Genomic DNA, 13556 nt, shown 5'->3' on the forward strand with positions numbered 1-13556 from the left:
AGCGTCAACGTTCTCGGCGCCGGAAACGTGGCCGTGGGCAACGACTGTGCGAACCAGGGCGGCTCCTCCTCGGACGGGTACGGCGACTCCGGCGGTCACGGCGGTGCGCACGCCGACGGGTATGCCGAGGGCTCGCCCGGTGTGGGTTCCGGCAACCACGTCCAGGTACCGATCCACGTGCCGGTGAACGTCTGCGGCGACAGTGTCAACGTTCTCGGCGCCGGAAACGCCACCGAGGGCAACGACTGCGCGAACGGCGGCCCGGGCCACGACACCCCGGGACAGCCCGGCGACCCGGGTGACCCCGGCGACCCCGGGTACCCCGGTGACGAGCCGGGCACCCCGGACCGCCCGTCGGCCGGCGACCGGCCGGGCGTCCACTCCCTCACCCAGCCCCGGCACGACGCGCAGCTCGCGCAGACCGGCAGCGAGCTGCCGATGGGTCTCGTCCTGCCCGTCGGCGCGGGCGCGCTGCTCGCCGGCGCGGTCCTCTACCGCAGGGCACGGACCGCCGCGTGACACCGGACACACGGAGCGGACCCCGCGACCGCGGGGTCCGCTCCGTCGTGTGATTCCGGTCGGGTGTCGAAGATCACCAGGTGGCGCGCACCTGGCGGATGATCCGCCTCCGCAGCCGCACCCTGCGACTGCCGTCACGCATCAGCGTCAGGCGGTACAACTCCCAGTGACCGTACTCTGCATGGTCCGTCAGCAGACGTGCCGTCTCCTTGCGGGAGACCCCGCGCGGTACGTGCACGTCGACAAATTCGTATTCCGGCATCGCATCTATTGTGCGGGCCGGGCCCCGGTACGGATAGCGTCTGCACTATGTCTGATGCTGCGCAGCCCACCGCTGCCGAGGTACGCGCCGCCGCCGAGGCGGTCAAGACCGCGCTCGACCGCCACCTGGCCGCGGTCGAACGCCGGTCGGGGGAGGACGACCCGGCCGTCTACGAGGCGTTCAACCAGCTGGCCGCGGCCGCGGAGACGTACGACGAACTGCTCTACGACCGTTACGACGAGGTCACCCCCTTCGAGATTCCCGGCGCGGAGGACGCGCCGCCCTACACCGGTCCCGAGGAACCGGCGGCGCTCAGCGTGCTGATCCGCCGCGACTACGCCGTCGTGGAACCCCAGCGGCTGCGCGCGCACGCCCAGCGGATCGAGGCGGCGGACGACGAGACCTCGGAGGCGTCGGGCACCGTCCACGGTGCGCTCGGCCTGCTGTTCGGCGAGTTCGAGCCGGACGAGATCGCCTCCCGGCACAAGGAGTTCGGCCTGGAGGAAGGCGACTCCACGCTCTGGGTGACGGCATCGGACGACCTCGCGGAACCCGGCGAGTGGCTGGAGGCGCCGTTCGAGCGGGTGGACCCGCAGCAGGTGGTGTGCCGCTTCGACGTCAGTGCGGTCTTCGACGACGACGAGGACCTCGACGACGAGGAGGACCTGGAGGACGAGCTGGATCCGATCCTGGACGAGGACGGGGACCTGGAACCCCTCGACGCGGACCGCTGACCGCACCCGCCCCGCACGGCGGCGGCACCCCCGGTGCCGCCGCCCGCGCACGGGCCGGGATCAGCCCTCCGCCACCGGCACCTGCGGGGCCAGCAGCTCCGGCAGCCGGGTGGTCCGCGGCTTCGCCGTCACCTCGGCCACGGCGCGCGGCAGCGCCTGCTCCACGCCGTGCACCACGGACAGATGCCGGTCGGCCCTGCTGAACGCCGTGTACACCCAGGGACGGCTCAGCGCCTGCACGGCGTCACCGGGCAGCACCGCGACCACCGCGGGCCACCGGCAGCCCACCGCCTGGTGCGCGGTCAGCGCCCACCCGTGCCGCACGGACGACTCCACCCGCTCCCTCGGTACGACGATCTCCTCACCCCCGCACTCCAGGTGCAGCCCCTCGCCGTCGGCCCGCACCACGCGGCCCGGCAGCGTACGTCCCGGAGCGGGGGAGTAGGCGACCCGGTCACCCGGATCGAACCCGCCGAAGCGCCCCGGCCCCGGGTTCAGCCGCTCCTTCAGCGCCGCGTTCAGCGCACGCGTCCCCACCGCGCCCCCGTGCCCCGGGGTGATCACCCGGGTCTCCTCGGCCGGTACCCCGATCGCGCGCGGCACCGAGTCCGCCACCAGCTGCACGGTCCGGTGCACGGCCTCTCCCGCGTCCCGCACCGGCACGATCACGACCTCCTTGCCGGGCGCCGCCACCTGGTTCAGCTCACCGACACCGATGCCCGAGACCAGCTCGCCCAGCGGGCCGGGATCCGGCCGCCGTGAGGCGATCTGCGGGCAGACCCGCGCCGCCAGCAGATCCGCGAACACCCGCCCGGGCCCCACCGACCACAGCACTCCCGGATCACCGGCCAGCACCAGCCGCGCCCCGTCCGGCAGCGACTCCGTCACCAGCGCGGCGGTCTCCACGTCCAGCTGCGGGGCGTCGAGCACCACCAGCAGATCCACGTCCAGCGCCCCGTCGGCGTCCCGCCCGGGCCCCTCGGCACCGGACAGCAGCCCCGCGACGGTGGCGACCCCGGTCCCCTCGACCAGTCCCGCGAACCGGGTACGCCCCACCGGACCGTGGGCGGCGGCCCAGACCCGCAGCCCCAGACCCCGCGCGGCGCTCACCAGCGCCGCAGGATCGGCCAGCGAGGCCTCCCCACCGGTGTGCAGCACCAGCCCGTGCCCGGCGACCGCCCGGATCAGCTCACCCGCGGAACCCTCCGCCGAGGCCGCCGCACGCTCCCACTCCTCACCCGCACCGTCCCGCTCGGTCACGGAGTTGACCAGTCGGGCCAGCCCGTCGGCCAGACTCTCCTCGGCCATCGCATACCGCTCCAGCCCCACCAGCACCCGGACCGGCCGCTCCTCGTCCTCCCCGGTGTCACCGGCTTCGCCGACGGCGTCCTGGAAAACGAGCACGTCCCCCTCCGAGGCGGCGTCCTGCACGGCCTCCTCGGGCTCCGGCACCCCCTGCCGCCCCAGCGCGGTGACCAGCGCGGCCATCTCCAGCACGGTATGCCCGGCGAGCGCGGCCTGCTCCAGCAGCCACACGGTGACCGCCCGCCCCCGCCGCTCGTCGTCCGGCCCGGCCTCGGCGCCGAGCAGCGCACGGGCGAACCCGTCCGCCTGCTCGGGCCGCACCCCGGGAACCCGCAGCAACTGCCAGGGATCGGCGCGCAGCACATCGGCGCCCCCGTCCCCGAACACACCGGCGGCCTGGACGGCAAGCCCTTCCGGCGCACCCCCCTGGACCAGCACCCCCCGCACGTCCTCGACGGCACCGGCGGCCGGAACCACCGGGCCGGGGGCCGCCTCCGGTGCCCGCCGCACGGGTTCGGGAGCGGGCCGCCGCGGCGCGGTCCCGGCCTCCTCGAACACGGTGGCGGCCGGCTTCTCACCGCTCTCCACGGCCCGCACGGCGGCCAGCAGATCCGCGGCCGTGCCGCTCAGCTTGCCGCCGGCCTCGATCGGGCCCTCCCGCTCCGCCTTCCGCCGCTCGATCCGCTCCCGCTCCAGGCGCTGCGCGGCCAGCTCCGCCTCGGCCTCGGACACCTGCGCGGCCTCGGACACCTGCGCGGCCTCGGCGGGCGTCCCCGGCTCCTCGGCGTCCTCCGCGGTCTCGGGCGGCTCCGTGCTCACAGCGTGCTCCAGTCGTGATCGGGATAGCGGTGCACGGGCGCCGACACATCGTCGAGCGCCCGGCAGATCTCGTCAGGAAGACTAAGCGCCTCCACTGACAACGCCGCCGTGAGCTGCTGCGCGGTGCGCGCGCCGACGATGGGGGCGGCCACACCGGGACGGTCACGGACCCAGGCGAGGGCCACCTGCAGCGCGGTCACGGCGAGCCCGTCCGCCGCCGTGGTCACGGCGTCCACGATCCGGCTCGCCGTGTCGTCGAGATACGGCGCGACGAACGGGGCGAGATGCTCCGAGGCACCCCGGGAGTCCACCGGCGCGGCGTCGTTGCGGTACTTGCCGGTGAGCACGCCCCGGCCGAGCGGCGAGGACGGCAGCAGCCCGATGCCCAGATCGAGCGCGGCGGGAAGGACCTCTCGCTCCACGCCCCGCTGGAGCAGCGAGTACTCCATCTGGGTGCTCGCCAGCCGGGTCCGCGCGCCCGGCGCGGCGAGCTGCCAGGTCGCCGCCTTGGCCAGCTGCCAGCCGCAGAAGTTGGAGACACCGGCGTAGCGCACGCGCCCGCTGCCGACGGCGATGTCGAGCGCCTCCAGCGTCTCGTCCAGCGGGGTGGCGGGGTCGTAGGCGTGGACGTGCCACACGTCGACGTAGTCGGTGCCGAGGCGGGCGAGCGAGGCGTCCAGGGCGGAGAGCAGATGACCGCGCGAGCCGTCGAACCGGCGGTCCGGGTCGGGCACGCTCCCGGCCTTCGTCGAGATGACGAGGTCCCGGCGGGGGACGAGTCCCTCCATCAGCCTGCCGAGCAGGTACTCGGACTCTCCGTCGCCGTACACGTCGGCGGTGTCGACGAGGGTCCCGCCGGCTTCCCAGAAGGTCTTCAGGAGGTCCGCGGCGTCGTGCTCGTCGGTGTCCCGACCCCAGGTCAGGGTCCCGAGTCCGATCCGGGACACACGCAGGCCGGTACGGCCGAGATGCCTCTGCTCCATGAACGCCGAGATTACTGGCCGGAGCGTTGGGTGTGAGGGCCTGTGGACAACGGATTTCCGGGCCGCGGGCGCAAGACCCTCGCCCCCACCGGACCGAAAGCCGCGCCGCGGGCCTCCCGCCCGCCCACCGGAGGTATATGGTCTCCGCACCAACGACGTTACTCATCGGTAAGGGGAAAGCCGCCATGCAGCTAGGGATCAACCTCGGCTACTGGGGTGCCGGAATGGACGCGGACAACCTCGCCGTGGCCCAGGAGGCGGACCGCCTCGGATACGCCGTCTGCTGGGCCGCGGAGGCCTACGGTTCCGACGCCGCCACCGTACTCACCTGGGTCGCCGCCCGGACCCACCGCATCGACGTCGGCTCGGCCATCTTCCAGATCCCCGCCCGCCAGCCCGCGATGACCGCGATGACGGCCGCCACCCTGGACTCCCTCTCCCAGGGCCGCTTCCGCCTCGGCCTCGGCGTCTCCGGCCCCCAGGTCTCCGAGGGCTGGTACGGCGTCAAGTTCGACAAGCCCCTCGCCCGCACCCGCGAGTACGTCGAGATCATCCGCAAGGCCATGACCCGCGAACGTCTCACCCACGACGGCGAGCACTGGACCCTCCCCCTCCCCGGCGGCCCCGGCAAGCCCCTCAAGCTCACCGTGCACCCCCAGCGCGAGCACATCCCCCTCTACATCGCCGCCATCGGCCCGAAGAACCTCGAACAGACCGGCGAGATCGCCGACGGCGCCCTGCTGATCTTCCCCTCCGCCGACCACCTCGAGGACACCGCCGTCAAGCACCTCCGCGCGGGCCGCGAGAAGGCCGGCAAGACCCTCGACGGCTTCGACATCTGCCCCACCGTCCCCCTCGCCGTGGGCGACGACAAGGACGTCACCACCCTCGCCGACACCTTCCGCCCCTACACCGCGCTGTACGTCGGCGGCATGGGCAGCCGCAAGCAGAACTTCTACAACCAGCTCGCCCGGCGCATGGGCTACGAGCAGGAGGCCGCCGAGATCCAGGACAAGTACCTGTCCGGCGACAAGCAGGGCGCGGCAGCGGCCGTCCCCCACGACCTGATCGACCGGACGACCCTCCTCGGCTCCGTCGACCGCATCGCCGACCGGATGAAGGCCTACGCCGCCGCCGGGGTCACCACCCTCACCCTCGCCCCGGCCGGCTTCACGCTCGACGAGCGCCTGGCATCGCTCCGCGCCGGCACCGAGGCCCTGGAACGCGCGGGCCTCGCGTAGTCCTCACGGCCGTGGTGGGGGCTCGGGGTCCACCCCGCCACGGCCGTCACCCACACCAACGCCCGCCGGCCTACCCGGTCACGCTCCCGCCCCGTACTCCTTTCGGCGGAGTCGCCCGACGCACCTGTTGCCGCCCCGGCCCCCGCGCACTTGACTCTTCCTCTGCGGAACTTCGGAACCGTGAAAGCCCGCGGAGAGGTGGCCCACCATGCTTTCGGCCAAGAGTCTGTTCCAGGAGATCCTCGACAACGACGAGTCCTTCGCCCTGTTCTGCTCCATCGCCGCGAGCGGCGAGTCCCAGGGCGGCTGGGAGAACGCCCGGATCGCCGCGCTGGTCCCCGGGACCCAGCGCGAACTCGCCCCCAAGATCACCAGGCACGGCGCCGACGAGGACAAGCACGGCCGCATCTTCAACGCCCTGATGAGGAAGCGCGGCCTGAAACCCGTCCCGGTCCCCCCGGAGACCGACTACACGATGCTCCTCGAGAACAAGGGCATCGGCCTGGCCCACGGCCGGCTGAAGCGCGACGAACCGCTCACCGTGCGGGACATCGTCACCTACCTCGCCCACAGCAGGGTCACCGAACAACGCGCCTCCGAGCAGATGGACCTGCTCCGCAGGCACTTCGCCGACCACCCCGACCTCGGCCGCGCGGTCAGGATGATCTCCGACGACGAGGACAACCACCTCGCCTACTGCCACGAGGAACTGCTGCGCTTCGCGTACGCCGGACACGGCCGCGAGATCCAGCGCACCCTGCGCGCGTGCGCGCTCGCGGAGATCCGCGTCCACCGGGACGTCAGCCTGGCGGTGATGGCCCACATGGGCCGTATCCTCGGCTGGTCCGGACCCAAGGCGGCGGTCCTCGCGGCGGGCATCCACGCGGTGTACGCGTACGAACGCCTGGGCGGCTGGCGCCGCATGGTCTCCCTCAGGACGCCCGACCGCCGCGACGCGCTCGGCGGCCCCGCGACCCCGGAACCGGAGTTCGCGTGACCGGTCACGGACCACCGGCCACCGGCTGCCGGTCGTCGGCCACCGGCCACCGGCACAGCCCTTCACATCCACCCCCGCCGCTTGAACAGCCGGAACAACAGCACCTCCAGCGCCACCATCACCACGATCACCACCGGATACGACCACTCCCACCGCAGCTCCGGCATGTGCTCGAAGTTCATCCCGTAGATCCCCGCGAGCATCGTGGGGATCGCGGCCATGGCCGCCCACGCGGAGATCTTCCGCATGTCGTCGTTCTGCCGCACGCTCATCTGCGCCAGATGCGCCGAGAGGATGTCCGAGACCAGCCGGTCCAGCCCCTCCACGGACTCGTTCACCCGGGTGAGGTGGTCGTGCACGTCACGGAAGAAGGGCCGCGCCCTGTCCTCCACGAACGGCACCCCCGCCCCGTACGAGCCCACCCCCGCCAGCCGCGTCATCGGCAGCGCCAGCGGCCCGGTCGCGCGGCGGAACTCCAGGATCTGCCGCTTGAAGTTGTAGATCTTGGACGCGGTGTGCCGCGACCCCCCGCCGTCGGGGGTGAAGACCTCCGCCTCCAGCTCCTCCAGGTCGGTCTGCAGCTCGGTCGCCACGTCCAGGTAGTGGTCGACGACGGCGTCGGCGATCGCGTACAGCACCGACGTGGGCCCCTCGCCCAGCAGCTCGGGCTCCCGCTCCAGCCGCCGCCGTACGGCTTTGAGCGGCGCGCCCTCGCCGTGGCGTACGGTCACCGCGAAGGAGTCACCGAGGAAGATCATGACCTCGCCGGAGGAGACCGTGTCGCTCCGCGGCTCGTACACGACCGGTTTCAGCACCACGAAGAGCGAGTCGTCGTACACCTCCAGCTTGGGCCGCTGATGAGCCTTGAGGGCGTCCTCGACCGCCAGCGGATGCAGGCCGAACTCCTGCGTGACCAGGTCGAACTCGTCCGCCGTCGGTTCGTGCAGCCCGATCCAGACGAACCCCCCGGCCGACCGCGCCTCGTCCAGCGCGTCGGAGAAGTCCTGGGGCCCCTCCGACCGATGCCCCTCCCGGTAGATGGCACAGTCGACGATCACGAAACGCACTCTCCTCTCTCTCGGCGGACACCACATCCGCGCGTACGCCTACCCTGGGCCGCATGCCCACGTTGCTCCTGGTCCGGCACGGACGCTCCACCGCCAACACCGAGGGACTGCTCGCCGGGTGGACGCCCGGCGTCGCCCTCGACGACCGCGGCGCCGCCCAGGCCGCCGCACTGCCCGGACGGCTCGCCGGGCTGCCGCTGGCCGAGATCGTCACCAGCCCGCTCCAGCGCTGCCGGGAGACGATCCGGCCGCTGCTGGAGGAACGCCCCGGTCTCACCCCGCACACCGACGACCGCATCGGCGAGTGCCACTACGGCGACTGGTCGGGCCGCAAACTCGTCGAGCTCAAGGACGAGCCCCTGATGGAGGTGGTGCAGGCACACCCGTCGGCGGCGGCCTTCCCCGGCGGGGAGTCCATGCGCGCGATGCAGACGCGCGCCGCCGAGGCGGTGCGCGAGTGGAACGCGCGCGTGGAACGCGATCACGGTGCCGACGCCGTGTACCTCATGTGCTCGCACGGCGACATCATCAAGTCTCTCGTCGCGGACGCACTCGGACTTCATCTCGACCTCTTCCAGCGGATTTCCGTTGAACCGTGTTCCATCACCGCGATCCGTTACACACGGTTGCGCCCCTTTCTCGTCCGCCTCGGCGACACCGGCGACTTCGCGTCCCTGGCGCCGCGCGAGGAATCGCCGGCCGACGACGCCACGGTCGGGGGCGACGCGGGCGCACCGTGATCGTCGGGCGCAGTAGGGTGAAGCGTCCGCAGGAGTGCGTCCCCGTGCACACAGCCGCCCCTACCCACGACTCTCAATGGAGACAGGACGTGTCCCGTCAGGTGTTCCTCTACGACCAACCGGAACGTTTCGTGGCCGGCACGGTCGGACTGCCAGGGCGCCGTACGTTCTTCCTCCAGGCCTCCGCCGGCTCCCGGGTGACCAGCGTGGCTCTGGAGAAGACCCAGGTCGCGGCGCTCGCCGAGCGGATGGACGAACTGCTCGACGAAGTCGTGCGCCGCAGCGGCGGCAGCGCCGCGGTGCCCGCGATGACGCCGGCCGAGACCACCGACAGCGCCCCGCTGGACACCCCCGTGGAGGAGGAGTTCCGCGTCGGCACCATGGCGCTCGCCTGGGACGGCGAGGAGCAGCGCATGATCGTCGAGGCGCAGGCGCTCGTCGAACTGGACGCCGACTCCGAGGAGGACCTCGCCGAGGCCGAGGAGCGGCTGCTCCAGGACGAGGAGAACGGACCCCCGATGCTCCGCGTCCGGCTCACCGGCGCGCAGGCCCGGGCCTTCGCCAAGCGCGCCCTCGACATCGTCAACGCCGGGCGGCCGCCGTGCCCGCTGTGCAGCCTCCCGCTCGACCCGGAAGGACACGTATGTCCGCGCCAGAACGGATACCGCCGCGGAGCGTGACGGCCGCCGACCCGGCCGCCGCCGTGCTGCTCGCCGAGGGCGAGCTGACCGTGCGCGGGCGCATCCGTGAGGCGTCGAACGCGGCGCTGTACTGCACCGTCACCCACGAGGGGCGCGAGGCCGCCTGCGTCTACAAGCCGGTCGCCGGGGAGCGGCCCCTGTGGGACTTCCCCGACGGCACGCTCGCCGGGCGGGAGGTCGCCGCCTACGCGGTCTCCGAGGCGACCGGCTGGGGCCTCGTCCCGCCCACCGTGCTCCGTGACGGCCCCTACGGCGAGGGCATGTGCCAGCTGTGGATCGAGACGGCGCCCGGCGCGGAACTCCTCGCCCTGGTCGACGGCGAGGAGCCGGAACCCGGCTGGAAGGCGATCGGCTTCGCCGAGGTCGGCGAGGGCCGCACCGCGCTGCTCGTGCACGCCGACGACGAGCGGCTGCGCAGGCTGGCGGTCCTCGACGCGGTGATCAACAATGCCGACCGCAAGGGCGGCCATCTGCTGCCCACCGCCGAGGGCCTGCTGTACGGCATCGACCACGGGGTCACCTTCAACGCCGAGGACAAGCTCCGCACCCTGCTGTGGGGCTGGGCCGGGGAGCCCCTGACCGCGGAGGCGCTGGACGTCCTCGAGGGCCTCAGAACGGCCCTCACCGACACCGGCCCCCTCACCGCCGCCCTGACCCCCCTCATCACCCGCGCGGAGATCGACGCCACCCGCGCGCGCGTCGAGACCCTCCTCACCACCGGCACCCACCCACAACCGGGCGGCGACTGGCCGGCCATCCCCTGGCCCCCGGTCTGAACGGGGCGGCGGTCCGTCCGGAGCGGGACGGCGGCTCGTCCGGAGCCGGGCGGCGGCTGGCCGGTCATCCCTGGGCCTGGGTCTGAACGGGACGGCGGTCCGTCCGGAGCGGGACGGCGGTCCGTCCGGAACGGAGGGCAGCCCGGCCCGCACGGGAGGCGGTCCCTCCGGAACGGGACGGCCACCCCTCCGGAACAAGACCGGCAGCACGCCGGACGCCGCGGCGCAAGAGCGCCTTCCCGGTCATCCGGCCTGCTCCCGTTCGTTTTCCGAACCGCGGTCCGGTTAGGCTCATGACATGCATGCCTGGCCCGCTTCCGAGGTCCCCGCCCTGCCTGGTCAGGGCCGCGACCTGAGGATCCACGACACCGCGACCGGCGGCCTGATCACCTCGGCTCCCGGTCCCGTCGCCCGTATCTACGTCTGCGGCATCACCCCCTACGACGCCACCCACATCGGACACGCGGCGACCTACAACGCGTTCGACCTCGTGCAGCGCGTGTGGCTCGACACCAAGCGGCAGGTTCACTACGTCCAGAACGTCACCGACGTCGACGACCCGCTGCTGGAGCGGGCCGACCGGGACGGCCTCGACTGGGCCGAGCTCGCCGAGCGCGAGACCGCGCTGTTCCGTGAGGACATGACGGCCCTGCGGATGCTGCCCCCGCGCCAGTACATAGGCGCCGTGGAGGCGATACCCGGCATCGTCCCCCTCGTCGAACGGCTGCGTGACCTCGGCGCGACCTACGAGATCGACGGCGACGTCTACTTCTCCGTCGAGTCCGACCCGCACTTCGGCCAGGTCTCGAACCTCGACGCCGCCGCCATGCGGCTGCTGTCCGCCGAGCGCGGCGGCGACCCGGACCGTCCGGGCAAGAAGAACCCCGTCGACCCGATGCTCTGGATGGCCGCCCGCGAGGGCGAGCCGAGCTGGGACGGCGGCTCCCTCGGCCGGGGCCGCCCCGGCTGGCACATCGAGTGCGTGGCCATCGCCCTCGACCACCTCGGCATGGGCTTCGACGTCCAGGGCGGCGGCTCCGACCTGGTCTTCCCGCACCACGAGATGGGCGCCTCGCACGCCCAGGCGCTCACCGGCGAGTTCCCCATGGCGAAGGCGTACGTCCACGCCGGCATGGTCGCCCTGCACGGCGAGAAGATGTCCAAGTCCAAGGGCAACCTGGTCTTCGTGTCCCGGTTGCGGCGCGACGGCGTGGACCCGGCGGCGATCCGGCTGGCGCTGCTCGCCCACCACTACCGCGCCGACTGGGAGTGGACCGACCAGGTCCTCCAGGACGCCGTGACCCGCCTCGGCCACTGGCGTGCCGCGGTCTCCCGCCCCGACGGCCCGCCCGCCGAGGCGCTGGTCGAGGAGATCCGCGAGGCGCTGGCCAACGATCTGGACGCCCCGGCCGCGCTGGCCGCCGTCGACCGCTGGACCGTCCTCCAGGAGGAGGGCGGCGGCACGGACACCGGTGCGCCCGGCGTCGTCTCCCGCGCGGTGGACGCGCTGCTCGGCGTGGCGCTGTAACCGGACGCGACGACGAAGGGGCGCCCCGTTCACCACGGGGCGCCCCTTCGCTCAGTCCTCCGACGACTCGTCGCCACCCGAGTCCGGCCCCGAGCCCGGATCGGGGTCCGTCTCCGGCTTCGGCGGCCTCGGCGGACGGTTGCGCCCGCCCGGACCCTCCCGCCGGTACGACGTGCCGTCCGAGCCGTCGGCCGTGGCGTGCCCGCCGGGCGGACCCGACGCCCCGTCACGGCGCCGCAGATAGCGCTCGAACTCGCGGGCGATCGCCTCGCCCGACGCCTCCGGCAGCTCGGCGGTGTCCCGGGCCTCCTCCAGCGTCTGGACGTACTCGGCCACCTCGCTGTCCTCCGCGGCCAGTTGGTCCACACCCACCTGCCAGGCACGCGCGTCCTCGGGCAGCTCGCCCAGCGGGATCCGCACGTCGATCAGGTCCTCCAGACGGTTCAGGAGGGCCAGCGTGGCCTTCGGGTTGGGCGGCTGCGACACATAGTGCGGGACCGCCGCCCACAGCGACACCGCGGGCACGCCCGCGTGCGTGCACGCCTCCTGGAGGATGCCGACGATGCCCGTGGGGCCCTCGTACTTGGTCTCCTCCAGATCCATGCGGCGGGCCAGGTCCGGGTCGGACGTGGTCCCGCTGACCGGGACCGGCCGGGTGTGCGGGGTGTCCCCGAGCAGCGCGCCCAGCACGACCACCAGCTCCACGCCGAGTTCGTGCGCGAAGCCGAGGATCTCGTTGCAGAACGAACGCCACCGCATGGACGGTTCGATACCGCGGACCAGCACCAGGTCGCGCGGCTTCTCGCCGCCGACCCGGACCACCGACAACCGCGTCGTCGGCCAGGTGATCCTGCGGATCCCGCCGTCCATGAACACCGTGGGGCGGTTCACCTGGAAGTCGTAGTAGTCCTCGGCGTCCAGCGCCGCGAACACCTCGCCCTTCCACTCCCGCTCCAGATGAGCGACCGCGGCGGAGGCGGCGTCACCGGCATCGTTCCAGCCCTCGAACGCGGCCACCATGACCGGGTCGATCAGCTCGGGAACCCCCTCGAGCTCGATCACCCAGCGCCTCCTTCCGACGTGCCCTCGCGTACGCCCCAACCTTACGGCGTGCCCGCGGGGCGCCCGCAGCCCCCTCACAGGGGGAGTGCCCCCATCACTGCCCCGCGGGGCGCCGGGAAACACCCCTCACAGCGTGGACCGCAGCCACTGCTCCACGCTCGCGATGTGCACCGTCGCCCAGGACCGCGCCGCCTCCGCGTCCCGGTCCCGCAGGGCGGCGAGGATGGCCCGGTGCTCGCGCAGGGTGCGGCCGACCGAGTCCTTCTGGGTGAGCCCGCGCCAGATCCGGGCCCGGGTGGTGGGACCGGACAGACCGTCGAGCAGGGAGCACAGCACGGAGTTGCCGCAGCCGCGCACGATGCCCCGGTGGAACTCCAGGTCGGCGGCGACCAGGTCCTCCACCGACGGCTCGTCGCCGAGCCTGTCCAACTGCTCCGACAGCGCGTCCAGTTGCTCCTCGCCGATCCGGGTGGCCGCGAGGGCCGTCGCGGCCGGCTCCAGGATGCGGCGTACGGCGAGGAACTCCAGCACCGTGTCGTCGCGGTGGAAGTCGACGACGAAACTCAGCGCCTCCAGCAGGAGTTGCGGGTCGAGACTGGTGACGTAGGTGCCGTCGCCCTGCCGTACGTCCAGGATGCGGATCAGCGACAGCGCGCGCACCGCCTCGCGCAGCGAGTTGCGGGACAGCCCCAGCTCGGCGGCCAGCTCGCTCTCCTTGGGCAGCCGGGCGCCGGGACGCAGCGCACCCGAGACGATCATCCCCTTGATCTTCTCGATCGCCTCGTCGGTCACTGCCATACCGCGCCTCCCTGCGGGCCAGAC

Annotated in this window: 14 protein-coding genes; 8 read left to right on the forward strand and 6 right to left on the reverse strand. The window is 72.9% G+C overall.

Going from position 1 to position 13556, the window contains the following annotated elements; translation table 11 throughout:
• Window positions 1-519 (forward strand): chaplin (locus ACF1DX_RS21040; RefSeq protein ID WP_391792675.1); only part of this gene is annotated, 519 nt, incomplete at its 5' end.
• A 73-nt stretch (window positions 520-592) separates the two neighbouring features.
• Here ACF1DX_RS21040 and ACF1DX_RS21045 read toward each other — a convergent pair.
• The gene (locus tag ACF1DX_RS21045) at window positions 593-781 is read right to left on the reverse strand and encodes a DUF5703 family protein (RefSeq protein WP_026085313.1); all 189 of its coding nucleotides are present in this window, start codon (window positions 779-781) and stop codon (window positions 593-595) included.
• A 47-nt stretch (window positions 782-828) separates the two neighbouring features.
• Between ACF1DX_RS21045 and ACF1DX_RS21050 the strand changes: the two genes are divergently transcribed.
• Complete coding sequence (locus ACF1DX_RS21050; RefSeq protein WP_391792676.1) at window positions 829-1515, forward strand: hypothetical protein; 687 nt, start codon at window positions 829-831, stop codon at window positions 1513-1515.
• Between the two features lie 60 nt (window positions 1516-1575).
• On the opposite strand, the gene ACF1DX_RS21055 is transcribed toward ACF1DX_RS21050, so the two are convergent.
• Window positions 1576-3639, reverse strand: a complete 2064-nt coding sequence (locus tag ACF1DX_RS21055) for a helix-hairpin-helix domain-containing protein (RefSeq protein WP_391792677.1) — start codon at window positions 3637-3639, stop codon at window positions 1576-1578.
• Window positions 3636-4622, reverse strand: a complete 987-nt coding sequence (locus ACF1DX_RS21060; RefSeq protein WP_391792678.1) for an aldo/keto reductase — start codon at window positions 4620-4622, stop codon at window positions 3636-3638. The genes ACF1DX_RS21055 and ACF1DX_RS21060 overlap by 4 nt, the downstream gene beginning before the upstream one ends.
• A 185-nt stretch (window positions 4623-4807) precedes the next feature.
• Between ACF1DX_RS21060 and ACF1DX_RS21065 the strand changes: the two genes are divergently transcribed.
• Window positions 4808-5863, forward strand: coding sequence for an LLM class F420-dependent oxidoreductase (locus ACF1DX_RS21065; protein ID WP_391792679.1), 1056 nt, complete (start codon window positions 4808-4810; stop codon window positions 5861-5863).
• Window positions 5864-6071: 208 nt separating this feature from the next.
• On the forward strand, window positions 6072-6860 hold the full coding sequence (locus ACF1DX_RS21070) for a ferritin-like domain-containing protein (RefSeq protein WP_391792680.1): 789 nt from the start codon (window positions 6072-6074) through the stop codon (window positions 6858-6860).
• A 62-nt stretch (window positions 6861-6922) separates the two neighbouring features.
• On the opposite strand, the gene corA is transcribed toward ACF1DX_RS21070, so the two are convergent.
• Entirely contained in the window at window positions 6923-7918 is a 996-nt protein-coding gene (gene corA / locus ACF1DX_RS21075) for a magnesium/cobalt transporter CorA (RefSeq protein WP_030867237.1), read from the reverse strand.
• Window positions 7919-7980: 62 nt separating this feature from the next.
• Between corA and ACF1DX_RS21080 the strand changes: the two genes are divergently transcribed.
• The 4 genes from ACF1DX_RS21080 to mshC all read left to right on the forward strand — a co-directional run bounded on the left by ACF1DX_RS21080 (window position 7981) and on the right by mshC (window position 11672).
• Window positions 7981-8667, forward strand: a complete 687-nt coding sequence (locus ACF1DX_RS21080; protein WP_391792681.1) for a histidine phosphatase family protein — start codon at window positions 7981-7983, stop codon at window positions 8665-8667.
• Window positions 8668-8756: 89 nt separating this feature from the next.
• Window positions 8757-9347, forward strand: coding sequence for a DUF3090 domain-containing protein (locus ACF1DX_RS21085; RefSeq protein ID WP_030867241.1), 591 nt, complete (start codon window positions 8757-8759; stop codon window positions 9345-9347).
• Window positions 9311-10144, forward strand: coding sequence for an SCO1664 family protein (locus tag ACF1DX_RS21090; RefSeq protein WP_391792682.1), 834 nt, complete (start codon window positions 9311-9313; stop codon window positions 10142-10144). Before ACF1DX_RS21085 ends, ACF1DX_RS21090 begins: the two co-directional genes overlap by 37 nt.
• A gap of 298 nt (window positions 10145-10442) precedes the next feature.
• Window positions 10443-11672, forward strand: a complete 1230-nt coding sequence (gene mshC, locus ACF1DX_RS21095; protein WP_391792683.1) for a cysteine--1-D-myo-inosityl 2-amino-2-deoxy-alpha-D-glucopyranoside ligase — start codon at window positions 10443-10445, stop codon at window positions 11670-11672.
• 51 nt (window positions 11673-11723) lie between these two features.
• Here mshC and ACF1DX_RS21100 read toward each other — a convergent pair whose 3' ends face one another.
• Entirely contained in the window at window positions 11724-12734 is a 1011-nt protein-coding gene (locus ACF1DX_RS21100; RefSeq protein ID WP_391792684.1) for a PAC2 family protein, read from the reverse strand.
• Window positions 12735-12860: 126 nt separating this feature from the next.
• Window positions 12861-13532, reverse strand: coding sequence for a FadR/GntR family transcriptional regulator (locus tag ACF1DX_RS21105; RefSeq protein ID WP_030867249.1), 672 nt, complete (start codon window positions 13530-13532; stop codon window positions 12861-12863).
• Window positions 13533-13556 lie beyond the last annotated feature (24 nt).

The sequence above is a fragment of the Streptomyces sp. NPDC014676 genome, assembly GCF_043084105.1.
In the GTDB taxonomy this organism is placed as follows: Bacteria; Actinomycetota; Actinomycetes; order Streptomycetales; family Streptomycetaceae; genus Streptomyces.

What these genes read in the sequence shown, in the direction of transcription:
- ACF1DX_RS21080 (WP_391792681.1), top strand. Translation starts at nt 7,981, where the DNA reads ATGCCCACGTTGCTCCTGGTCCGGCACGGACGCTCCACCGCCAACACC.
- ACF1DX_RS21050 (WP_391792676.1), top strand. Translation starts at nt 829, where the DNA reads ATGTCTGATGCTGCGCAGCCCACCGCTGCCGAGGTACGCGCCGCCGCC.
- ACF1DX_RS21065 (WP_391792679.1), top strand. Translation starts at nt 4,808, where the DNA reads ATGCAGCTAGGGATCAACCTCGGCTACTGGGGTGCCGGAATGGACGCG.
- ACF1DX_RS21060 (WP_391792678.1), bottom strand. Translation starts at nt 4,622, where the DNA reads ATGGAGCAGAGGCATCTCGGCCGTACCGGCCTGCGTGTGTCCCGGATC.
- ACF1DX_RS21045 (WP_026085313.1), bottom strand. Translation starts at nt 781, where the DNA reads ATGCCGGAATACGAATTTGTCGACGTGCACGTACCGCGCGGGGTCTCC.
- ACF1DX_RS21070 (WP_391792680.1), top strand. Translation starts at nt 6,072, where the DNA reads ATGCTTTCGGCCAAGAGTCTGTTCCAGGAGATCCTCGACAACGACGAG.
- mshC (WP_391792683.1), top strand. Translation starts at nt 10,443, where the DNA reads ATGCATGCCTGGCCCGCTTCCGAGGTCCCCGCCCTGCCTGGTCAGGGC.
- ACF1DX_RS21105 (WP_030867249.1), bottom strand. Translation starts at nt 13,532, where the DNA reads ATGGCAGTGACCGACGAGGCGATCGAGAAGATCAAGGGGATGATCGTC.
- ACF1DX_RS21090 (WP_391792682.1), top strand. Translation starts at nt 9,311, where the DNA reads ATGTCCGCGCCAGAACGGATACCGCCGCGGAGCGTGACGGCCGCCGAC.